Raw genomic sequence first — 20,811 nt, forward strand, 5'->3', positions numbered from 1 at the left:
TATGCCTATCTCAAGGACGTGCTGACGCGGTTGCCGACGCAGAAGGCCAGTGAGATCGACCAACTGCTACCGCATCAATGGATGTCGGGCTGACCTGAGCAAGGTGTGTTCCCCAACCGCTTACGCAAATTCATCGTTGTTGTTCCGAGCATTGCCATCCGTGAGGGCGTGTACAAGTCGCTGCAGATCACCGCCGAACACTTCCTGGAGAGCTACGGTAAGAAGGCGCGATTCTTCATCTACAATTCCAAGCAGTTGCACAATCTGGAGAGCTTTTCCTCGGATGCGGGCATCAACGTGATGGTAATCAATACCCAGGCGTTCAACGCAACGGGTAAGGACAACCGTCGAATCTATGACGAGCTTGATGACTTCCAGTCTCGTAAGCCCATCGACGTAATCAAGGCCAACCGGCCAATCTTGTTTCTCGATGAGCCGCAGAAGATGGAAGGTGCCAAGACGCTAGCTTCCTTCAGTGAGTTCAACCCGCTGATGATCGTGCGCTTCTCGGCCACCCACAAAACTGAGTACAACAAGATCCACCGCCTCGACGCTTTGGACGCCTACAACCAAAAGCTGGTGAAGAAGATCAATGTGCGCGGCATAACGATCAAAAACCTGACCGGTACCAACGCCTACCTGTTTCTGCAGGATATCGAAGTCTCCAGCAACAAGCCGCCCATGGCGCGGGTTGAGTTTGAGGTTAAGCAGAGCAACGTCATCAAGCGTGTGATGCGCAAGCTCGGTCGCAACGACAACCTATATGACCTGTCCGGTGGGCTGGATCAGTACAAGGGCTATGTAGTTGCCGATATCGATGCGCGTATCGATACATTGAGCTTCACCAATGGCGTCGAGTTGGTCGCTGGCGATGCCGTGGGCAACGTGGATGAAGCCGCGATGCGGCGCATCCAGATCCGAGAGGCAGTCAAGGCACATTTCCAGAAAGAGATGCTGCTGTTCAGCCGTGGCATTAAGGTGCTGTCACTGTTTTTTATCGACGAAGTGGCCAAGTACCGCCAATACGATGAAACCGGTGAAGTGGTGGGAGAGTACGCGCAGATCTTCGAAGAGGAATACAACGCCTACCTTACCGATGTGATGACGCTAGAAGACACGCCCTATAACCGCTACCTCAAAGGCATCCAAGCCCGTCAGACGCACAATGGCTACTTCTCTATCGATAAGAAGAGCAAGCGCTTAGTCGATCCTTCGGTAGGTAAGAAGGCTACCGAGACTGATGACGTTGATGCCTACGATCTGATCCTCAAGGATAAGGAGCGCCTGCTGTCTTTCGATGAACCGGTGCGTTTTATCTTCTCTCACTCGGCATTGCGCGAAGGCTGGGATAACCCCAACGTCTTCGTCATCTGCGCCTTGAAACACAGCGATAACACTGTCTCCCGCCGTCAGGAAGTAGGTCGCGGCATGCGCTTGTCCGTGAATCAGTTGGGCGAGCGTATGGACAACCCAGCCACGGTACACGAGATCAACGAACTGACCGTAGTGGCCAGCGAAAGCTACAAGGATTTCGTCAGTGCGCTGCAGAAAGACATCAGTGAGTCGCTGTCAGCGCGGCCGCGTATCGCAGATGAGAAATACTTCACTGGTAAGGTCTTGCAGACTTCCAGCGGTGATGTAGAAGTTACGCCGCAACTGGCCAAGCAGATCTACAAATACCTGCTGAAGAACGACTACACCGACGAGAGCGATCAGATCACCGACGCTTACCATGAGGCCAAGCGTGAAGAGCAATTGGCCGAGCTGCCAGCAGAACTGCAACCTTATGCCGAGCAGGTATTCCAGCTGATCGATAGTGTGTTCAGCTCCGCGCAAATGCCTGAGATCGGCAACGACCGCAAAGCCAAGCTCAATCCGCTGAACTCGAATTTCGAGAAGAAAGAGTTTCAGGCGCTGTGGAACAAGATCAACCGCAAAGCGGCGTACACCGTTCACTTTGAAACCGGCGAGCTGGTGGATAAGTGCGTGGGGGCCTTGGATGCGGAACTGCGTGTTAAGCCAATGCAGTACATCATCGAACGTGGCACCCAATTGGCGAATGCCAGCTTCGACGATATGAAGAGTGGTACGGCCTTCAAGGTCGCTGAAAGCTCAACCGAGAAGTACACGCACTCCGTTCATTCTGCAGTGAAATACGACCTGATCGGTAACCTGGCGGAAGCCACTCAGCTGACGCGCAACACCATTGCTAGCATTCTCAAACGCTTAAATCTTGCCGTCTTCAGTCAGTACAAGACCAACCCGGAAGACTTCATCGCCCGGGCTGGTACCTTAATCAACGAGCAGAAAGCCACGGCCATCGTTGAGCACATCGCTTACGATCCGGTGGACGAGACCCACAGCTCCGACATATTCACCGCCGAGAAGCCGCGAGATGATTTCAGTAAGGCTTTCGAAGCCAAGCACCACGTCTACGATTACGTGTTCACCGACTCCAACATCGAACGGAAATTCGTTCAGGAATTGGACGCCAGCACTGAAGTCGCGGTGTATGCCAAGCTACCGAAGAGTTTCTTTATTCCGACCCCTGTCGGCAACTACAACCCAGACTGGGCGATTGCCTTCCAGGAAGGCAAGGTGAAGCACGTTTACTTCGTCGCCGAAACCAAGGGCTCAATGTCCTCACTTGAGCTGCGCGACATCGAAAAATCCAAAATCGCCTGCGCCCGCAAATTCTTCGCCAAAATCACCTCTGACCAGGTGAAGTACCAAGTGGTGGATGGCTATGGGAAATTGATGGAGTTGGTGGTGTAGCGGGAACTATTTGGCCGCCGGTGCGTTGTTGCTCAATGCATCGTGTGAGGCACAATTCTCGAATTTATATTTATAACAATCCAAGGGAACTGGTTATGCCTCAAATTACTAACTGCATTGTCCATAAGCTGATTAAAGAGGCCCACCAGCGCGAGGCAGACGTCGACCTGCGCCCCACGGAGCTACCGGTTAACCCTTCCGTGCAAAGGCTTATAGACCACCTGCACAAGCTTTATTCGGAGCGCGCCGGGAAAGGTTATGGTCGTTTTGAGGAGAACGAAGACGAATACCCTGTGCAGCGATTCATTCGTCAGCACATCCTTGAAGGGGAAAGTGACTTTCTAGTTCTGTCCAATAGGCTAATGACACATCTCCAGTCCCGAGCCAGTGTCGAGCAGTTGGCAACGGGGGGCTTTGTTTTAATCGCAAAGATCAGCAAAGAGGGCACAGAGTATCTGCTCGTCGCTATCGTGACAGAAGTAGTAGGCACAGCGATCACTGAGGGCCTGGAGGTTATCGACAGTGTTCACCTAGACATGAGCCAGCTGCGCGTGGCCGGTCGAGTAGACTTGACGGCATGGCAGGGAGGCGCAGAACGGTATATCAGCTTTCTGAAAGGTCGAGGCGATATCGCGAATTACTTCAAGCTCTTCCTAGGGTGCAACGATCTGATCCTGGCTTTGGAGGAAAGCAAGAAGCTGGTAACTGGACTGGAGCAATTTGCCTCCGAACAGGAGCTGGAGCCGGCCCGGCGCGATGAGTTTCTAGAACAGGCACACCAGTACCTCACTGGTTTGGGCAAAGACACCCCGGTAAGCTTGGAGGCGCTCTCCAATCACTTGTGGCCTGATGCACCTGAAACGCTTCAAACCAAGCTTGCAAGCGAAGAGCTTGGTCTGTCGGACGGATTTGTTCCAGACCGGCGAGCCATCAAAGGTCTCGTCAAGTTCGAGGGGAAATCGGATTATTGGAAGCTGACATTTGACCGCAAAGCAGTGCGTTCAGGTCATCTACGCTATAACCGAGACACTGACTCCATTGTGCTGACCCACATTCCACCCCAGCTACGCCAGGAACTGATCGAAGAAATCGACGAATGAGCCAGGAAAGCTTCAATCGGCTGGTAGCACTGTATCGCGCTATAACCTTCGTTCCTGGTACCCGCGAAGGTAGCCTCACCATAGCGGACAGAGATCAGCTGCATGAGTTACAAAATCTGTTGGCCGAACCTCGCCAGTACGGGATCTCATTACTTGATGAAAGGCTACCCGCGTCGCTTAATGTTGGCGAAACCATCCGACTGCACGCTGATGATCCTCGTACTGGCGTCGGCCTTTTGGCAGAGCGATTCGAGGAGGTACTCGCATTTCCATCCAGTCGTATCAAAGAGCCACGATTCTACTTGCTGCCCCAGGCGTGGGCCTGTACCGACAATGCCCCACCGGAACAGATTCAGCTATATCGCCATGTTTTGCGCTTCATAAAGCTTCTGGAGGAAAGCGCGGCCTATCTCGACAAAGAAAACCAAGATCTGGTTTACATTGATGACGGTAAGTTCATAGTGCCGCTTCAGTACTCTGTGCAGGACCTCGCCGAGGTTGACATTGCAAGCTTGGAAGCCTTGATTGCTCGCTGCAATCAGGACACCCATCGTGAGCAGAAGCTCACTATAGTGGCCAAAGCTGTGCAAAAACTCTGTGGTGCGAGTAGCGCACAACAACGATTCTCAGGCTTGCTCAAACGGTTACCCGAGCTACTCAAACAGTTCGATGAGGGATATCGGTTGTTCGTGGCGGACTTCTCCTATGAAAAAGTCCTAGACCAAATGGAGACTGCTAAGCTGGAAGAACTCGCGAAAATCCACAAAACATTTGCAGATGTCCAAAACCAAATATTAGGCATACCTGTAGCGACTATCATCGTGGCGACGCAGCTGAAAGAGACATCTACAGTCGATGCAATTTTCTGGGTGAACTCCGCCATTTTGGTTGGAGTCTGGGTTTTCGTGATACTGACCTGGCTCGTTATGCGAAACCAACTTCATACCTTGGATGCGCTGGATGATGAGATAAAGCGGAAAAAAGAAAAAATCGAAAAAAATTATGCCCCTGTTAAAGATGTCGTCAGTGGAATTTTTCCTAAGCTTGAAGCCAGATTAGAAACGCAGCGCTGGGCTTTTCGAGCAGTCTATTGTGTCGTGACTTTAGGGTTGGTCTTGGCTCATGTAATGTATTTAGTGTTGACTCACCCTGTATGTATTTATTTTGGTGGAGTATGGAAGATTTTGTCGTCGGCTTGTTGATCTTGTAGTTGGTGTGTGGTGGGCGCGATATAGAGGTTTGGTAGAGTTAAAAAGATGGGGCGTCGCTCCCTGGTAATATGCTTTTTTTCCAGAGTGCTTAAAGTATAGGTAAGGTTTTAGGTGGTGCCTTATTTGTCTGTGTATAGACTTTAAATGTGATAGTTTTTATGCTCGGTATTGGTAGTATGATGTATCGTGCTCTATAGGCTCCTGAACTAAATGTGATGGATGGTGTTGGTGGTTAGGTGTTAGGTGTTAGGTGTTAGGTGTTAGGTGTTAGGTGTCCATAGGCGCCGTCTCTGCAAAGGAGCGATTGGCGCGTGCTGTAAAAGCTAATCTGATGTCGGCATATGTATGGATTAATATATTGGAGTCCCGACATGCTTCGCCATCCTGTCAATACAAATCTTAGCTTTCATTACGGTCCAGGTTTTTTGGGGAAACCGATACAGGTAGATAAAGGCCCATTCATTCGGGAGTACCTTAATCGTCTTGATGAGACGATTAAACGGTCTCTTGAGCAATACTCAAGAGTCTTTGCGTTTAGAGTTGACCTACGGTTGCCGTTGGGTCCTCCGCTTCCTGCCTTCGCTTACACGAATCAAGTGATTGAGCGTTTTATTGAGTCCTTCAAAGCCAAAATTCGACATAATCGAAGTGTGGCACACCTCACTAACCCCAAAGCTCATAGTAGTAACGTTCGGTACGTCTGGGCCCGGGAGTTGGGGCAACATGGCTTGCCCCATTACCACTTGGTGATTCTATTGAACCGAGACGCGTTTACAGTACTTGGAAACTTCAAATCCAATAGCGATAATGTTTTTCATCGGTTGGAGTCTGCTTGGGCAAGTGCTCTGAGCCTCCCTGTGGCGGCCATTGGCGGGGCCGTCCATATACCCGATAATCCAGTGTATTACTTGGATCGTGCTCGGTCAGAGGGGCAGCATGAGCTCTTCGAAAGAGCGAGCTACCTCTGCAAGGCTGCAACCAAGGCTTACGGTGATGGTCAGCACGGGTTTGGTTGCAGCAGGATTTGAGCTAGCTAGAAGAAAAAATATAGCGGAGTGAAAACCCGCCCTTCCGGTAGGCTGCCTTTGGGTTGTCCCCAGCTGCCTACCAGACGGGTGTGATCAAGTAGTCATCATGCTTTAAGGAAGCTTGCCTTCACTGCACCAGCCTTCCCATTCCATACCTTGATCTTGAGTGACGGTGGCATCCTCTCCGGCCTCTTTCCTGTAGGCGTCAATCCAAGCGTTGAGACACTGATTGGGATCGATCGCTTTAGTGCGGGTCTTTATTTTACTCTGCTGTTCTTTGAGTCTGTTGATTTGAGTTAGTCGGCCAATGAACTGATATTCAAAGCAGGCAAAATCACTGCAAGAGTTTTGAACTTGGGACTCCCACTTCTTTTGGTTTTGCATTATTACTGCTTTTGACTGCGCGTTTTGCCCTGGCATCTCTAATAGTTCAGAGAGTGACTTATCAACCGCTTTTTTATATGTTGATGCAGATTGCTTGTAGCAGTTATTTATCGCTTGTTGAGTCGGTTTGCTATCACAGTAGCTGGCTGCGTATGTAGTCGTGCTTGCTAATAGCAATGGTAGGGCAATAGTTTTAATAATGTTCATGCTGAAATTCCTTTGTGGCTGATGATCAAGTTGGTTTTTTACTTTGGGTAATGCGGCTTTCCAGGAAAAAGTTGGACTTATCCACAACCTGTTGTTTTTAACAGAGGCATCTGAAAATTCCGTGGAGTGCTTCCAGCACTAGCCAAAAGCACCGCAAGGCTAATTCGGTGGGGTCAGACAAACAGAGTCAGTGCGAAACTGGCAATCCACACGATGAAGTACGCCAAGTTCTGCTTCAGCATTTTGGCGCGCTGGTACAGGTAGACCGGTACGATAAAGACCCAGCCCTTGAAATGGCGGGTGTCGTGGCCCGCGTTCTTCAAACGCTTTTCATCGAACAGGCTCAACGCGATATTCAAAATCACGGTGAGATACCAGTACTGGCCTTCGCTTAGCGCCCTCTGACCGCCCCCCGTGGCGCCCGCGACAAAGGCTTCCAAGAGGTAACCAAGCAGAGGCGCGAAGGCCAGCAGCCACACCAGCGTGTTATTAACACTGGCGCCTGTAAGTGGCGGGGGAGACGTTGCTTGGAGATGCTGTAGAAACCCCGTCCTTTCGAGTTGAATCCAGTTTTCCAAACCCTTCTTCCAAATGAGGCTGCCATAGGTCAGTTTTCCTGAGCGAATCAGGTCGATGATTTGCAGCTCATTGGCAGCCTGGCGCTGGCCTTTCTCTTCGTAAAACCATTGCTCGCTGCTTGCTGCTTCCGGCATGGGAGATTCCTTGTTTTGTTTGATGTGGACATAAACAAATTGATTTCAATCTTCTAGGTTGATTTTCAACCTGGCAAGTTCTTCATGTCAATGAGGTGATGCCCAACCATCTAGGTTGAGATGGGAGGGGCTGTGATAGAGACTGATCAGAAGTTTTTGGCGGGCGTGGTGGGCCGCGCGATTGCTAAGCAACGCATTCGCAGTGGCTTGACGCAGGAAGAGGTGGCCGAACGCTTGGGCATCGGCAACGAAGCCGTTTCCCGCATTGAGCGAGGTGTGGTCGTGCCCAATATTGAACGGTTGATGGAGTTCGCCAGCATATTTGGCTGCGAGGTGGCGGATCTGTTGACCGAAGCCAGCTCACGTCCGGACGATCAGGCGACCCGGATTAGTCGGTTGCTGATGCAGTTGGATCATGAGGACCGGCAGATGGTCGTGGAGTTGATTGAGCGCTTGGCGGAGCGGTTGAAGAAGGGATGATGGCAGTCGGCGCGAGTCCTCCACTGCTCGCTCCTTGATCGAACAGGGCACCGCAACGTAGGCAGAGATAGTCGTAGTGCCTGAACTGGTATTTCTGCATGTCTTGGGCAAAGACCATCGTAGCCAGGTAGTCCGAGGTGGCGCGCGACACGCCCTGTCTTATCCGGGCGAGAGCCTGCCGTAAAAAACTGTTCTGTTCGGCTTCGGGCTGATCGGTTTGCGCGTCCTTCATGCCGAGTAGGAAGCTTTCCAGTGTTCCGGTTAGCAGCACCACGGTTGTTATGGCATCTTTTGATATGACAGCTGTTGAATTACAGATCAGACAATACTCGGCCATAGGGTCTCCTATGAGGCTGGGCTAGTGAGGGCGTTCAGCCGGTACAACGCCTGATCAACACACAGCTGATCAGGCGTTTAAAGGGCGAAGATGAAACCGTGGAACCAAGAACTAGGCTGCAAGTTCTAGCGCCGCTGTCAGCGCCCGTTGCTTGATTTGTGCCCCTTGCCCGAACCAGGCCGAATCCATGCGGTATTCATTGCTGCGAGCTCGTCGCTCGTGATCGACGTACTCCGTCACTGCATTGAGCAATCCCCAGGCGGTGCCCTGCGCGGAGGTGAGTGTCGAACCACGCCCTTGGCCTTCGTAGAGGGCCTGCACTTTACGCAGCGCTCGTTCGTTAGGCAGCACTGCTGGGAGTTGGCTGTTGGGGTTGGTCTCGCACAGAACGTTCATGAAATACCCCAGCGCTTCGTGCCATTGCACCTTGCGCTCAGCCAGTGCTCGCATCCGACACATGAAGGTATCCCACTGGGAGACGGCGACGCCGAGCTGTTTCTTCACTGCCTGAGGTTCGAAGCGGGTGCTGTGCGGCACCTTTATGGCGCGGGTTGTGCCGTCCAGGGCAATCGCCAGGGTGTTGTTACACACCACGCGCACAGTCGTCGGGGTGGCGGTGGTCGCCAGAGTGCCGTCGCAGGAGGTGGCCAGCAACAGATAGCCATTGACCTGGTCATTACCCTTTAACGCAGCTGTTTGCCCGGTACGCGCCAGCGCCCAAAACTTGCGCCCACCTTTGAGTACTCCCGCCGTTTCCAGTTCATAGCCGGACACCTCTGTGAGGTCGCGATAGAACTCCAGGACATCACGGGGCTGTACCACCTGGTAACGCTGTGACACCACCGACAGCGCGGCTTTGGTGTCCGAGCGATACAGCACTTTTTGCTCTGGGAAGGAATGGATCGTGCCAAGGGGGCCGATTGAATCGGCCTTGTAGTGAACGGGGCTTTCTTGGATCTGCCAGTTCATACCTGCTTCATGCTGCCAGATTTCCAACGGTTGTTTTTCAGTAAGGCGACTGCCCAGACCATGCCAAGGGGTAGCACCGACATAAGCCATTTGTTCGATGAGATGAGCCATGAAAAAGATTCCTTGCAAGTAATAGCTAGACAAAAGATGCCTATACGTGGCGAATCAGCGGTTAACGCTGAAGCTGTAGTTGCACTGTAGGCAGTGGTAGTTGTTCAGCACCTTGTCATCCACATGCTCCCCAAGTGTGGCCCCCGCAACTCCTCCGGCGACTCCGCCGAATACGCCGCCGATCAGTGCCCCGACGATACTGCCAATAGCGATGCTTACCGGCCCGCCGATGGCACCTACCATCGCACCAGCCTGCGCTCCTGACAGGGCGCTTGCGCCGCCGCTGACTGCGCCGCCAACTGCACCAATCAAGCTACCTGTTTGCTTACCGATATCTTTTGTGACGACACGCCCAGAGTTACAGCTTGGGCAGGGGGTATACATACGCAAATCCTCCAGTGGTAAACGTGCCGAGCAAAAAGCAGGCACAACAAAGCCCCTACCGCAGTTAATACGGTAAGGCGGTTCACAGAGATGATTCAGGTCTGAAAATTGATTGTTTGAAGTTGCTGGGGAAGGTTCTGCTGTTTGGCTCTGGAGGAAGGCCGATGGGCCGTCAGGGTAAAAGGTGTGGCTACCGTGCTGAGTCATGATCGATTTGCCCATTAGGCCACTGTGCTGGTGGCGAGCCTATTTCACGGTGTGGCTACTGCTATTCCTGCTACTGGTAGCAGGAATAGCAGCCAAATATGCCCATGCTGGATCAACGTTGTTTGCTCAGTTCTCGCGGAGTGTTTTTTCAAAAATCGCTGTAGGCCTTGTGGTTACTGGCTTGCACTGAGTCAGCTGGAGCCTTAAAGCGTAACTTTAAGCACTTTACGGACACGTAGGGACCTTCCGGATAAATTGGCTCAACGTTTTCAGAGGGCATTGCAATGATCAGCGAACACAGCAGTAAACCAGCCGTGAGGATTCTTCGGTTGAAGCACGTACTAGACCGGGTGGGTTTAAGTCGCTCAACCATTTACGACCGACTTAACGAGAAGTCGCCTAGGTATGACAGATCGTTTCCACGCCCCGTCAGCCTAGGCGGTGCAGCAGTCGGATGGTTTGAGGCGGACGTGTCCGAGTGGATTGAGTCAAAATTGAGTCATAAAGATTGTTGATGCCGAAAGTAGTTGAGAGAGAATGAACGATGATTAATCACGGCTTAAGTTTTGCCGCGTCACTTATTGATAAAAATATGTTTCCTAGTCTTATTGGGCTGCCTCTGACTAATGCAGCGGTAGATGAGGTGCGAGCGAATGTTAAGGCGCCGACACCATTAATATTTTCTGCTGCGCTCACTGCGTTGTCTGTGGGGTTGCAAGGGTTGTTTGATGTACAAAAACCAAGAGGCGGTATTGTTCCTTGCTCTTTGATGATCCTGACGATAGCAAATTCGGGGGAGAGAAAGTCCACGGTTGAAAATATTTTTCTTGCAGGGGTTCGGCGATACCAAAAGCAGATGGCCGACCGTTATGAAAAAGACTATTTAGCATGGAAGATTAAATTTAAAATATGGGGAGTTAAAGATAAGGCAATTCAGAAAGCAATCGCTGCTCGCGCCTCGAAGGGGCAGGAGACAACGGATGAAGAGCAGCTGCTTTATGAACATTCAAAGGCAATTCCCGAAAAACCTAAAAAGTTTAAAATGCTCTATGATGATACGACTTCGCAAGCGCTTTTTCGGGGCTTGTATCAGGATTTTCCAAGTGCAGGATTGATCTCTGGTGAAGGTTCTGGCGTGTTAAATGGTCCCGCCTTGAACGACTTGCCTAAACAGAACTCCTTATGGAGTGGAGACTCAATTACAGTTGATCGAGCGACCGTCGAGAGCTTCCAACTCGATGATGCTCGGCTTACAGTGTCTGTAATGGTACAGGAAAGTGCTTTTAAAAATTATATACAGATGCGTGGTGAAGCTTCTCGTGGTTCAGGTCTTTGGGCTCGCTTTCTGGTCTGTCAGCCTAAGTCAACTCAAGGCAGTCGTCAGGTTGAGGGTGTAACCACTAATACAGAACATTCTGAAAGGTTTGCTGAGCGGCTTTGTGAATATGTCGAAAGGAACGTTGAGCTACTAGGTAGTGAAAAACCACGAAGAAAAGTCATTGAGTTTTCACATGAAGCTGTACAGCGCTGGGTAATATTGAGTAATGAAATTGAGTCTCAGATTAATCCGACTGGACGAATGAGAGCAGCAAGTGATCATGCCTCAAAACTGGCAGACAACATTGCTCGTTTAGCCGCGCTGTTTCATTGTTTTGAACGGTTTGATGGAGATGTATCTCTTCAGACGCTAAATATTGCGATAAGTGTTGGTCTCTGGTATTCGGGCGAATTTTTAAAGCTGTTCGATGCTGAGTCGAGGGCAGAAGATGACATCAATTGTCTCGTTGATTGGCTGCGTAGTAAATACATTCCAAGCTGTCCATTCATAAAGAAGAATATAGTGCTCCAATATGGTCCGAATCGCCTTCGTGAAAAAAAACGACTGGATGATGCGCTGAATGTGTTGGCGGATCGAGGGGCAATAAAAAAATGTTTTGGACCGCGAGGCGAGCGTTTAATTGGGCTCAACTACGGCGGCAGCCATAGCCTCTTCCTTTACTCCAAGAGAGGGGCAATGAATGGGCTTGGCTTTTGACTATTTAAGAGAGGGTGTCTTGGAAGCATTTTTTGTAAGCGTTGCTTGTCGTGCGTTTGCGGTTTTAATATAAGCTTGTCGAACATTTTTATCATTTTCGATGCTGTTATGAATGACGGATTGAACTGAACCCAAATCTGCTTTTTTTGCTTTTAATTCTTCGGTTATAAACTCAAGCAGTAACGGTGCAAGAAATTTCGCGGCATTACCAGCGCCAGGCCAACCATTTCGCGGTCGCTTCGACTTAAGAAGTTTTATTAGTTGGTTGTTTATTTCAGCGGAGATAGCGGCCTTTGTAAGTCCTGCTTTCCTGGCCTTCTCTACAGCCACGGTTTTTCTATGGTGGGAGTACCCTGCAGCTAGGCCAGAAAAATATGCTGCTTTTTGGATGGCGGAAATAGTTCTAGCTATATTTTCTTTCTTTTGCTCAATTGTAATCATGGCTGCATAGATGCAGGCCAATTCATGAGCGCTTTCTGTTTGTCTGTGCCATGTGCCATGATCCATTGCAATGTCACCGTGAATCCAAACTAAGTCAGTTTTTGTAAAGCTGATATCATCCAGTGCTATGCAAATTGCGGCTAGCTTTGGTTGTATGTTGGAGCCAGGGCGCAGAACGCCCTCGGTTTCTTGCAGGCTATCTAAAAGCTCAATTATCGTTTGTTCAACGGTTGCATTTTCAAGCACCTCAAGTGCGCTTACAGGCTTTTCTGTCCAGTTATCTGATGGTGGCATGATTTCTTTTGTGTCTTTTTGCGATTTAGAGGTTTTATGATTTGGTCGCTTTTTTAATAAACTAGGCAGTTGATGGTAAAGTTAAAAAGCGTGCCCAGTCGGCCATCAGTACGCGTCGCTTATCCAAGAAGTCTGAGCGAGAGTACGCCCCTTCGGTCTGATCACGCTCGTCATGCGCCAGTGCCATCTCACAGACCTCGCGTGGGTAATGGGTACATTCTCCGGCCCAGTCCCGAAAGGAGGATCGAAAACCGTGTCGGGTAATGTGTTTGTATCCCATGCCATGCAGGAGTGTTCGGACCGCGTTTGCATGCATCACCCCTGTCTTGCCCTGGCCAGGGAATAGATAGGCGCTTCTTTCATCTCGCGGAATTCTATTCACAAGCTCTACGACCTCCTCGGCAAGTGGGATTACAAAGGCTATTCGCATCTTCATTCGTTCATCTGGCAATGACCAGGTGCTAGCTGCCAAATCAAACTCATCCCAACGAGCAAACCTCACCATGTGGGCGCGTGCGCTGGTCATGATCAGTAGTTGAGCAGCCCAAGATGGCGGTGTGGAGTTTTTGCTGAGCTTGGTCATCAGCGCTGGCACGTCCTGCCACCGCAAAGCTTCAAAGTGTTCGCGTTTCCGAGCCTTCTTCTTTTCAGCACGACTCAACAGATTGTCTAAGTGCCCACGCCAGCGAGCAGGGTTCTCACCCTCTCGCAGGTTACGTGCCTTGGCAGCGTCCAGAACCTGTTCGATCTGACCCCGTACCTCGTCGGCGGTTCGGGTTTTGCTGGCCCAGATCGGTTGCAGCACTTTGAGCACCTGGGGAGTCCCGATTTCCTCGGCTGATAGTTTGCCAATGTGGTCGAAGGCATACAGCTCCAGCTTCCGCAGCCAGCCTTTACGCCACTTCTCTGACCAAGTGCCTCCATGCGCTTCACAGTACTCTTTCGCGAGTGTCTCGAACTTCAGCTGTTTCGCCTCGTTGGTTCGTTGCGCCTCGCGTTGGGCAGCGCGTTCGATGTCGCGGGCGGCTAAAGGATCTACACCGTCGCTCAATTGGCTGCGTTTGGCGCTGGCTTCTTGTCTGGCTTTCTTGAGGCTCACTTCAGGAAAGGAGCCCAAGCCCATCTCTCTGCGACGACCTGCCAGTTGAAAGCGAAGTAGCCAGGATTTGCGCCCCGTTGGCTTGACGACTAAGCGAAGCCCATCGCCATCTTCATAGGTACCTGGCTCGGTCAGGTTTTCGACTTGTTTCGGATTCAGCTTACCCATTGTTATTCCCCTGTCGTCCTTTTGTCCCCCCATCTGTCCCCCCACTTCATCGTCGGATGAGGTCAGATAGCATTGAACACTATCGGACAGGGGAATGCCTAAAGCCCCGGAATATCTAGGCTATCAGGTGGATTATCGGATGGGATAGGATTATTTCGGACAATTAAAAAGCCGGCTTGTGGCCGGCTCCTAGGGGACGGTCTTGGCTAATTTATGGTAAGCCGCAACCGCCTTAAAATCATTGCTCCGGCGCTGGGGCCGGGAGGTGGCGGACAGGCAGTGTGTTGCCGCGCCAGGCCCGCAGGCGTGCTAGGCAGCCGGGGCGAAATGTGCGGCGTAGCATACTGAGTCTCGCGGCGGATGCCCAGCAAAAAATCACCCGCAGCCGCTCAAACCGGGCGGCTGTCACGCAAATGCCCCCACCAGAACACCCAGCCAAGCACGCTCAGCTTCTGGCTCTTGAGCTGCGCCGGGCTGTAGGTTTCGGTGGGGTGTTCGTCGCTGTCGTGGCTGTGCAGGCTCAAGGTGCCGTTGGCGCGCTGGCTGAGGCTGTTGATGCACAAGCGCCCGTTGTGTAGCAAGGCATAGAGCTCGCCTTCGACGACGTGTTTCAGGCCACAGTCGATGGCCAGGGTGCTGCCACGTGGCAGCAACGGGCTCATGTTACCCGCGGGCATGCTCACGCATAGCGCCAGGTCTGGATCGACACCGAGGGCATCAAGTGCGCGAATGGGCAGGCGCAGGTAGCGGTTGGCGATGGGGCTGAGCTGTCTGGATTGCATGCTGTAGAACGGCAACTGGATGTCATCAGCGCTGTTGGCGGCAAGCAGGCTCTGTTCCGCGAGTTCTGTACCAGGTTTGCGCGGTGCAGCATTCAGGCGCGGCAAGGGGTTGGGATGTTTGGGGCCTTCGCCGCTGCGCAGCCACTTGCTGCAGACGCACAGCAGCTCGGCGATTTCATCGAGACGGGCCAAGGGCACACCCCGTTTGAACCAGTTGTTGACGTGCTGCGGAGTCACTTTGCGCTGTGCCGCAAAATCGGAAGGCGACAGGCCGCACTCGTGCAGAAGGGTTTTGAGACGATCACCGGAGGTATTCATGAGACCTGAGTCTAGTGCCCTTATGCATCCAGGGAAATAAACACGAAGTTCATTTTGATGGCGGGAAATGGCCTGGTTTTACAGGCAATGCCTAGGGTTGCGTAAGGTTTCCTTTCAAAAAATTCAACTTGGACCGCTTTCGGAACTATCCTACGCACGCTGCCGCCTTTTCACTGTTGCTGTAAAGGCGCTACAGAGCTAGTTTCCTCGGGTCGTTTCATTGGCGACCGGGTGTGAGAGCCCGAGTAGATAATAGATGCAGCTAGTTATGGCAGCTGTGCGTTATGCCATGAACAAGGATTCGCGAGCCGAAACCGGCGAGACGGCAGGTGTTGTGAATTTCATCTGCAGCCAGCAATCGCCCATGGGGCTGTTTCGCATTACGCCGGGTGTGCCGTGTGACTACGCGCTGGAGCAGGCTTCAACCGTGCTTGGTTGTGTACACAAGCTGATCCTGACGGGTCTCGTGGATGAAGACGGCGACATGATGTGGGCCGCTTTTTATCTGAGCGAATTCGCCAAGGCGATCATTGATGATGTGAGCTTGGGAATGAAGACGACCTGAGGGTTGTGGGATCAACTGCCTGTGGGGTTGCTCCTTAAACAAAGAGCCCTGCATCAGCGGGGCTCTTTGTCAGGGGTTGCTTAGCCTTTGTAGGCAGCAACCGACTTGGTGATCGCGGCGCGGGCGGCGTCAGCGCCGTCCCAGCCTTCGATCTTGACCCACTTGCCCTTCTCCAGATCCTTGTAGTTGGCGAAGAAGTGCTCGATCTGCTGGATCAGCAGGGCTGGCAGGTCGGTGTATTCTTTGACGTCGACGTACAGCTGCGACAGTTTGTCGTGCGGTACGGCGATGACTTTGGCGTCGCCGCCACCGTCGTCGGTCATGTTCAGGATGCCAACCGGACGGGCGCGGATAACCGAGCCTGGGGCTACCGGGTACGGGGTAACAACCAGCACGTCCAGCGGATCACCGTCGTCGGCCAGGGTGTTAGGGATGTAACCGTAGTTGGCCGGGTAGAACATCGGGGTGGCCATGAAACGGTCAACGAACAGGCAATCGCTGTCCTTGTCGATCTCGTATTTGATCGGGGCGTGGTTGGCTGGAATCTCGATGGCGACGTAGATGTCGTTCGGCAGGTCTTTGCCAGCCGGAATCTTGCTGTAGCTCATTGGGCAGTGCCCCCATGTTTGGCCAAAAATTGGTCGCGATTATAGGCACATTCCACCGTGCTTGCCACGTCCGCCCTGATGTCCGGCAGTGTCAGTCCTGCGTCTGCCGGTAATGCGGGTGGATGTGCTGCAAATGCTGCAGGCGGGCCAGCGGATCCTGACGGTAAAAACCGCGCAGCTGCTGGTACACCGCGGGGTAGGCGTCGTTGAGCAGGTCGGGGGCGCTGAAGAAGTATTCGCTGGTGACAGCGAAGAACTCCGCCGGGTTTTCCGCCGCGTAAGGGTCGATGGCGGTCTCGGCGTCCGGGTTGCGGTCGAGTTGGCGGTTGAGGTCGTCGTAGGCCTCTTGCATGGCCTTGGCCCAGTCGCTGACACGCATGTCGTTGTGCAGCGGCGGCAGGCCGTTGGCGTCGCCGTTGAGCATGTCGAGCTTGTGCGCCAGTTCATGGATGACCAGGTTGTAGCCCTCCCAGCCGCCGCTGGCCAGTACGCCGGGCCAAGCGAGGATCACCGGGCCTTGTTGCCAGGCTTCGCCACTGTGCTCGCCGTTCCATTCATGTTCCACGCCGCTGGCGTCGCGGTGGCGTTGGGGGCTGAGGAAGTCGTCGGGGTACAGCACGATTTCGTGGAAGCCCTGGTACCAGTTCAACTCACCCAGATGCAGTAGCGGCAGCTGGGCCTGGGCGGCGAGAAACAGCCGTTGCTCGCCATCCAGCTCAACGCCGGGCAGGGCGCTCAGGTGTTTGTCATGCAGAAACAGTACGCAGGCTTCGCGCAGCCAGTGGTCTTCGTCGGCGCTCAGGCCGTCGAGCATCGGCAGGCGCTCGCGAACCCGCTGCCAGCGCAGCGGGTCGATGGGGTGGCGTGCCAGGGTACGGCGACGGCGCCAGGCGCTCAGTGACCACATGGCCAGGGCTTACTGGACCTTGGCGGTGCGTTGCATACGGCTGCGCACTATGCCAATGATCATCGGCACCAGCGACAGCAGGATGATCACGACGATCATCAGCGACAGGTTCTGTTTGATGAAGGGTACGTTGCCGAAGAAGTAGCCGAGGGTCACCAGGCCGCCGACCCAGAGTATGGTGCCGGCGACGCTGAAGCCGAGGAAGCGTGGGTAATGCATTTTAGCAATGCCGGCGACAAACGGCGCAAAGGTGCGCAGGATCGGCAAAAAGCGCGCGAGGGTGACGGTTTTGCCGCCGTGGCGCTCGTAGAAGTCGTGGGTCTGCTGCAGGTAGTCACGACGGAAGATCTTCGAATTGGGATTGCGAAATAGCCGTTCACCAGCCGTTCGGCCTATCACATAGTTGGTGCTGTCGCCGAGGATGGCCGCGGCCATCAGCAGGCCACCGAGCAGCACCGGATCCATGCCGCCGCCAGCGGCAACCGCACCGGCAATGAACAGCAGGGAGTCACCCGGCAGGAACGGCATGACCACCAGACCGGTCTCGCAGAAAATCACCAGGAACAGGATCGCGTAGATCCACGGGCCATAGTTGTTGACCAGCAAATCGAGGTAGGTGTCGAGATGCAGAATGAGGTCCAGCGGGTTGAAATCCATGTACAGCACCTGTGTTCTTTGACCCGGTCGGGGGTATGCGATGACTGGCAGTGCGAATGCGATCCGCCGCTACCCGAGTGATGGGTAAAGTTTCACACATTTTGAGGAGGCGCATTATACGGCGGCGACAAGATTGTGCCTGCGCAGTTTGTAGCGGCGGATTACCAAAGAAGTGCAAGGCAGGTGCCAGGCCTGCCTTTGCGGCGCATCAATCCGAGTTGATCGGCAGGATGTAGCTCTTGAACTCGGTGTCTTCACGAAAGCCGATGGATTCGTAAGTCCTCATCGCCACTTCGTTGTCGCTGCTGGTAGAGACCCGCATGCGCACAGCGTTGGTTTCCTTGGCCATTTTTTTAGCTTCGCGCATGAGGTGGTCGGCGACCAACATGCGTCGGGAGTCTTCGGCGACATAGATGTCGTTGAGGATCCACACGCGCTTGAGCGATAACGACGAGAAGCTCGGGTAGAGCTGGCAAAAACCCATCAGCTTGCTGTCGTCATCGTTTGCCAGGGCCAGGTAAATGATCGATTCACCCCGTTCCAGGCGCTTCTCCAGGAATGAGCGGGAGGAGTCCGGGTACGGCAACTGGCCATAGAACTCGCGGTATTTGACGAACAGCGGGGCAAGCAGGTCCAGATGGTCCAGGGTTGCTTTGATGATCCGCATAAGTAGGCCCTCAGGGTCCATGGAAGTTGCGGCAAATCGCCGGCAGCCTTGGCAGATGCTGCCTGAGAAAACTTAGAAAACGCAATCTACGAGCAGCCCTCATTTATTCAACAGGAAATTTCCGCGTGCGGGCGCCTGGTCCTTTGAGTCCAGGGTGTGCACCTGGGCCTCATCCTTCAGGTTCACCCCGGACAACTGCCGCCGGCACGCCTCGCGCATCAGGTACAACAGGCGATGGGCGGCCATGCCATAGCTGAGTCCTTCCAGGCGCACGTTGGAAATGCAGTTGCGGTAGGCGTCGGTCAGCCCCACTTTGGGGTTGTAGGTGAAATATAGGCCAAGGCTGTCAGGGGAACTCAGGCCCGGGCGCTCGCCGATCAGGATCACGGTCATTTTCGCCCCGAGCAGCTCGCCCACTTCGTCGGCCACGGCTACCCGGCCCTGTTCCACCAGGATCACCGGCGACGTCGACCAGCCGTCGGCGGCAGACTGTTCTTCAAAGCGTGTCAGAAACGGCAGCGTGTGGCGGTGCACCGCCAGGGCCGAAAGACCATCGGCGATGACGATGGCCAGGTCGACCCCGCCAGGGTTGGCCTGGGCATGATCGCGCAGCTGTTGCGCCGAATCCGGGTGCAGGCGCCGGCCCAGGTCGGGGCGTTGCAGATAACTGTGGCGGTCGGCAGCGGCGCTGTGCAGTAGCAGGCTGTCGCGCTGGCGCTCGCTCAGTTGGCTGCGCAGCCCCTGGTGATCAAAGGCCAGGTGCACGGCGTCGCGGGCCTGGGCATGGGCGAACTGGAAGTCCAGCTGGGCGCCGGTCGGCAGGCTGGTGCCGGTGCGGCCCAGGGCGATGCGCGCCGGGGTCAGGCGGCGCAGTTCCAGCCAGGGGTTGGCGCTGTTGTCAGGCTGTGGGGTGTTGTCCATGGTTGCCTCGCTTATCCCAGTTGTGCCAGGGCCTGGCGGAAGGCCGGGGGCAGGTTGTCACCGAAACGCACGCGGCCATCGGCCTGGGTGAAGATGCCGGTGCGCGCCAGCCAGGCTTCGAACTCCGGCGCCGGTTTCAGGCCCAGGGTCTGGCGGGCGTAGAGCGCATCGTGGAACGAGGTGGTCTGGTAGTTGAGCATGATGTCGTCGGAACCGGGGATGCCCATGATGAAGTTGATCCCGGCAACGCCCAGCAGGGTCAGGAGCATGTCCATGTCGTCCTGGTCGGCTTCGGCATGGTTGGTGTAGCAAATATCACAGCCCATAGGCACGCCGAGCAACTTGCCGCAGAAGTGGTCTTCAAGGCCGGCACGGATGATCTGCTTGCCGTTGTACAGGTACTCCGGGCCGATGAAGCCGACTACAGTGTTGACCAGAAACGGCTTGAAGTGGCGGGCCACGGCATAGGCGCGGGTTTCACAGGTCTGCTGGTCGACGCCATGGTGGGCGTTGGCCGACAGCGCGCTGCCCTGACCGGTTTCGAAGTACATCAGGTTCTGCCCGAGGGTACCGCGATTGAGGCTCAGGCCGGCGTCGTAGCCTTCTTGCAGGACATTGAGGTTGATGCCAAAGCTGGCGTTGGCCGCCTCGGTGCCGGCAATCGATTGGAACACCAGGTCCAGCGGCACGCCACGGTTGATCGCTTCGATCGACGTGGTCACGTGGGTCAGCACGCAGGCCTGGGTGGGGATGTCGTAGCGCTGGATGATGGCGTCGAGCATTTCCAGCAGGGTGCAGATCGAGGCGATGCTGTCGGTGGCCGGGTTGATGCCGATCATGGCGTCACCGTTGCCGTAGAGCAGGCCGTCGAGGATGCTCGCGGCGATCCCGGCCGGTTCATCGGTCGGGTGGTTGGGCTGCAGGCGGGTCGACAGGCGGCCGCGCAGGCCCATGGTGCCGCGAAAGCGGGTGACCACACGGATCTTTTGCGCCACCAGCACCAGGTCCTGCACGCGCATGATCTTCGATACGGCGGCGGCCATCTCCGGGGTCAGCCCGGGCGCCAGGGCGCGCAGGCTGGCTTCATCGGCCCGGTCGCTGAGCAGCCAATCGCGCAGCCCGCCGACGGTCAGGTGGCTGACCGGGGCGAAGGCGTTGGCATCGTGGGTGTCGATGATCAGTCGGGTGACTTCATCGTCTTCGTAGGGAATCAGTGCTTCGCTGAGAAAGTGTGTGAGCGGGATGTCCGCCAGGGCCATCTGCGCCGCAACCCGTTCGCCATCGTTGCTGGCCGCGACTCCGGCGAGAAAATCGCCCGAGCGTGCTGGGCTGGCCTTGGCCATCACTTCTTTGAGGCTTTCAAAGCGGTAGGTCTGCTGACCTGCCGTGTGTACAAAACTTGCCATACAGAATCTCCAGAACGCCGCAGGCCTGGCCTGCGGC

General features: G+C 54.3%; 22 protein-coding genes. 9 read left to right on the forward strand and 13 right to left on the reverse strand.

The features are described 5' to 3' along the window. From ACRESH_RS10800 to ACRESH_RS10820, 5 genes are all read left to right on the forward strand, one after another. The coding region (locus tag ACRESH_RS10800) for a transposase domain-containing protein (protein WP_431742066.1) at positions 1-93 on the forward strand (93 nt) is incomplete at its 5' end. A gap of 12 nt (positions 94-105) precedes the next feature. Further along, a complete protein-coding gene (locus ACRESH_RS10805; protein WP_431741983.1) occupies positions 106-2,775 on the forward strand; it encodes a type III restriction-modification system endonuclease in 2,670 nt (889 codons plus the stop codon). A 95-nt stretch (positions 2,776-2,870) separates the two neighbouring features. Further along, positions 2,871-3,875 (forward strand): nucleoid-associated protein, encoded by a 1,005-nt coding sequence (locus ACRESH_RS10810; protein WP_431741984.1) that lies wholly within the window; start codon positions 2,871-2,873, stop codon positions 3,873-3,875. Next, entirely contained in the window at positions 3,872-5,077 is a 1,206-nt protein-coding gene (locus ACRESH_RS10815; protein ID WP_431741985.1) for a hypothetical protein, read from the forward strand. The genes ACRESH_RS10810 and ACRESH_RS10815 overlap by 4 nt, the downstream gene beginning before the upstream one ends. 380 nt (positions 5,078-5,457) lie before the next feature. Continuing rightward, positions 5,458-6,114, forward strand: a complete 657-nt coding sequence (locus ACRESH_RS10820; RefSeq protein WP_431741986.1) for an inovirus Gp2 family protein — start codon at positions 5,458-5,460, stop codon at positions 6,112-6,114. Between the two features lie 111 nt (positions 6,115-6,225). Here the strand turns inward: ACRESH_RS10820 and ACRESH_RS10825 are convergent, their stop codons facing one another. Beyond that, positions 6,226-6,705, reverse strand: a complete 480-nt coding sequence (locus tag ACRESH_RS10825; RefSeq protein ID WP_431741987.1) for a hypothetical protein — start codon at positions 6,703-6,705, stop codon at positions 6,226-6,228. 173 nt (positions 6,706-6,878) lie between these two features. After that, positions 6,879-7,418 carry a DUF4339 domain-containing protein gene (locus ACRESH_RS10830; protein WP_431741988.1) on the reverse strand — a complete coding sequence of 180 codons (540 nt, stop codon included), beginning with the start codon at positions 7,416-7,418 and terminating at the stop codon, positions 6,879-6,881. 132 nt (positions 7,419-7,550) lie between these two features. Here ACRESH_RS10830 and ACRESH_RS10835 point away from each other — a divergent pair, with 132 nt between their 5' ends. Next, on the forward strand, positions 7,551-7,898 hold the full coding sequence (locus ACRESH_RS10835; RefSeq protein WP_431741989.1) for a helix-turn-helix domain-containing protein: 348 nt from the start codon (positions 7,551-7,553) through the stop codon (positions 7,896-7,898). Positions 7,899-8,346: 448 nt separating this feature from the next. Here ACRESH_RS10835 and ACRESH_RS10840 read toward each other — a convergent pair whose 3' ends face one another. Beyond that, positions 8,347-9,315 carry a DUF932 domain-containing protein gene (locus tag ACRESH_RS10840; protein WP_431741990.1) on the reverse strand — a complete coding sequence of 323 codons (969 nt, stop codon included), beginning with the start codon at positions 9,313-9,315 and terminating at the stop codon, positions 8,347-8,349. A 54-nt stretch (positions 9,316-9,369) separates the two neighbouring features. After that, a complete protein-coding gene (locus tag ACRESH_RS10845; protein WP_431742067.1) occupies positions 9,370-9,699 on the reverse strand; it encodes a hypothetical protein in 330 nt (109 codons plus the stop codon). Positions 9,700-10,190: 491 nt separating this feature from the next. Between ACRESH_RS10845 and ACRESH_RS10850 the strand changes: the two genes are divergently transcribed. After that, entirely contained in the window at positions 10,191-10,421 is a 231-nt protein-coding gene (locus ACRESH_RS10850; protein WP_431741991.1) for an AlpA family phage regulatory protein, read from the forward strand. Between the two features lie 29 nt (positions 10,422-10,450). Then, positions 10,451-11,941: a YfjI family protein gene (locus tag ACRESH_RS10855; RefSeq protein WP_431741992.1), complete on the forward strand. Its 1,491-nt coding sequence runs from the start codon at positions 10,451-10,453 to the stop codon at positions 11,939-11,941. Here ACRESH_RS10855 and ACRESH_RS10860 read toward each other — a convergent pair whose 3' ends face one another. From ACRESH_RS10860 to ACRESH_RS10870, 3 genes are all read right to left on the reverse strand, one after another. Beyond that, entirely contained in the window at positions 11,942-12,676 is a 735-nt protein-coding gene (locus ACRESH_RS10860) for a hypothetical protein (RefSeq protein WP_431741993.1), read from the reverse strand. It lies immediately after the preceding gene. A gap of 61 nt (positions 12,677-12,737) precedes the next feature. Further along, the gene (locus ACRESH_RS10865) at positions 12,738-13,943 is read right to left on the reverse strand and encodes a tyrosine-type recombinase/integrase (protein ID WP_431741994.1); all 1,206 of its coding nucleotides are present in this window, start codon (positions 13,941-13,943) and stop codon (positions 12,738-12,740) included. Positions 13,944-14,332: 389 nt separating this feature from the next. Further along, complete coding sequence (locus ACRESH_RS10870; protein WP_431741995.1) at positions 14,333-15,043, reverse strand: LexA family transcriptional regulator; 711 nt, start codon at positions 15,041-15,043, stop codon at positions 14,333-14,335. A gap of 268 nt (positions 15,044-15,311) precedes the next feature. Between ACRESH_RS10870 and ACRESH_RS10875 the strand changes: the two genes are divergently transcribed. Continuing rightward, positions 15,312-15,608 carry a DUF3077 domain-containing protein gene (locus ACRESH_RS10875; RefSeq protein WP_431741996.1) on the forward strand — a complete coding sequence of 99 codons (297 nt, stop codon included), beginning with the start codon at positions 15,312-15,314 and terminating at the stop codon, positions 15,606-15,608. Between the two features lie 80 nt (positions 15,609-15,688). Here the strand turns inward: ACRESH_RS10875 and ppa are convergent, their stop codons facing one another. From ppa to ACRESH_RS10905, 6 genes are all read right to left on the reverse strand, one after another. Next, positions 15,689-16,216, reverse strand: a complete 528-nt coding sequence (gene ppa, locus ACRESH_RS10880) for an inorganic diphosphatase (RefSeq protein WP_007933577.1) — start codon at positions 16,214-16,216, stop codon at positions 15,689-15,691. A gap of 91 nt (positions 16,217-16,307) precedes the next feature. Then, positions 16,308-17,123 (reverse strand): zinc-dependent peptidase, encoded by an 816-nt coding sequence (locus ACRESH_RS10885; RefSeq protein WP_431741997.1) that lies wholly within the window; start codon positions 17,121-17,123, stop codon positions 16,308-16,310. Between the two features lie 9 nt (positions 17,124-17,132). Continuing rightward, positions 17,133-17,780, reverse strand: coding sequence for a DedA family protein (locus ACRESH_RS10890; protein WP_431741998.1), 648 nt, complete (start codon positions 17,778-17,780; stop codon positions 17,133-17,135). A 208-nt stretch (positions 17,781-17,988) separates the two neighbouring features. Further along, the gene (locus ACRESH_RS10895) at positions 17,989-18,447 is read right to left on the reverse strand and encodes an N-acetyltransferase family protein (RefSeq protein WP_431741999.1); all 459 of its coding nucleotides are present in this window, start codon (positions 18,445-18,447) and stop codon (positions 17,989-17,991) included. Positions 18,448-18,546: 99 nt separating this feature from the next. Beyond that, positions 18,547-19,368, reverse strand: a complete 822-nt coding sequence (eutC, locus tag ACRESH_RS10900) for an ethanolamine ammonia-lyase subunit EutC (protein WP_431742000.1) — start codon at positions 19,366-19,368, stop codon at positions 18,547-18,549. A gap of 11 nt (positions 19,369-19,379) precedes the next feature. After that, entirely contained in the window at positions 19,380-20,774 is a 1,395-nt protein-coding gene (locus ACRESH_RS10905) for an ethanolamine ammonia-lyase subunit EutB (protein ID WP_431742001.1), read from the reverse strand. Between the last annotated feature and the right edge of the window lie 37 nt (positions 20,775-20,811).

The organism is Pseudomonas sp., assembly GCF_050739775.1.
Taxonomy (GTDB): domain Bacteria; phylum Pseudomonadota; class Gammaproteobacteria; order Pseudomonadales; family Pseudomonadaceae; genus Aquipseudomonas.

Excerpts from the sequence above, each read along its gene's own strand:
- ACRESH_RS10870 (WP_431741995.1), bottom strand. The coding sequence starts at position 15,043 with ATGAATACCTCCGGTGATCGTCTCAAAACCCTTCTGCACGAGTGCGGC.
- ACRESH_RS10815 (WP_431741985.1), top strand. The coding sequence starts at position 3,872 with ATGAGCCAGGAAAGCTTCAATCGGCTGGTAGCACTGTATCGCGCTATA.
- ACRESH_RS10885 (WP_431741997.1), bottom strand. The coding sequence starts at position 17,123 with ATGTGGTCACTGAGCGCCTGGCGCCGTCGCCGTACCCTGGCACGCCAC.
- ACRESH_RS10830 (WP_431741988.1), bottom strand. The coding sequence starts at position 7,418 with ATGCCGGAAGCAGCAAGCAGCGAGCAATGGTTTTACGAAGAGAAAGGC.
- ACRESH_RS10825 (WP_431741987.1), bottom strand. The coding sequence starts at position 6,705 with ATGAACATTATTAAAACTATTGCCCTACCATTGCTATTAGCAAGCACG.
- eutC (WP_431742000.1), bottom strand. The coding sequence starts at position 19,368 with ATGGACAACACCCCACAGCCTGACAACAGCGCCAACCCCTGGCTGGAA.
- ACRESH_RS10890 (WP_431741998.1), bottom strand. The coding sequence starts at position 17,780 with ATGGATTTCAACCCGCTGGACCTCATTCTGCATCTCGACACCTACCTC.
- ACRESH_RS10855 (WP_431741992.1), top strand. The coding sequence starts at position 10,451 with ATGATTAATCACGGCTTAAGTTTTGCCGCGTCACTTATTGATAAAAAT.
- ACRESH_RS10820 (WP_431741986.1), top strand. The coding sequence starts at position 5,458 with ATGCTTCGCCATCCTGTCAATACAAATCTTAGCTTTCATTACGGTCCA.
- ACRESH_RS10895 (WP_431741999.1), bottom strand. The coding sequence starts at position 18,447 with ATGCGGATCATCAAAGCAACCCTGGACCATCTGGACCTGCTTGCCCCG.
- ppa (WP_007933577.1), bottom strand. The coding sequence starts at position 16,216 with ATGAGCTACAGCAAGATTCCGGCTGGCAAAGACCTGCCGAACGACATC.
- ACRESH_RS10850 (WP_431741991.1), top strand. The coding sequence starts at position 10,191 with ATGATCAGCGAACACAGCAGTAAACCAGCCGTGAGGATTCTTCGGTTG.
- ACRESH_RS10865 (WP_431741994.1), bottom strand. The coding sequence starts at position 13,943 with ATGGGTAAGCTGAATCCGAAACAAGTCGAAAACCTGACCGAGCCAGGT.
- ACRESH_RS10845 (WP_431742067.1), bottom strand. The coding sequence starts at position 9,699 with ATGTATACCCCCTGCCCAAGCTGTAACTCTGGGCGTGTCGTCACAAAA.
- ACRESH_RS10860 (WP_431741993.1), bottom strand. The coding sequence starts at position 12,676 with ATGCCACCATCAGATAACTGGACAGAAAAGCCTGTAAGCGCACTTGAG.
- ACRESH_RS10810 (WP_431741984.1), top strand. The coding sequence starts at position 2,871 with ATGCCTCAAATTACTAACTGCATTGTCCATAAGCTGATTAAAGAGGCC.
- ACRESH_RS10905 (WP_431742001.1), bottom strand. The coding sequence starts at position 20,774 with ATGGCAAGTTTTGTACACACGGCAGGTCAGCAGACCTACCGCTTTGAA.
- ACRESH_RS10875 (WP_431741996.1), top strand. The coding sequence starts at position 15,312 with ATGGCAGCTGTGCGTTATGCCATGAACAAGGATTCGCGAGCCGAAACC.
- ACRESH_RS10840 (WP_431741990.1), bottom strand. The coding sequence starts at position 9,315 with ATGGCTCATCTCATCGAACAAATGGCTTATGTCGGTGCTACCCCTTGG.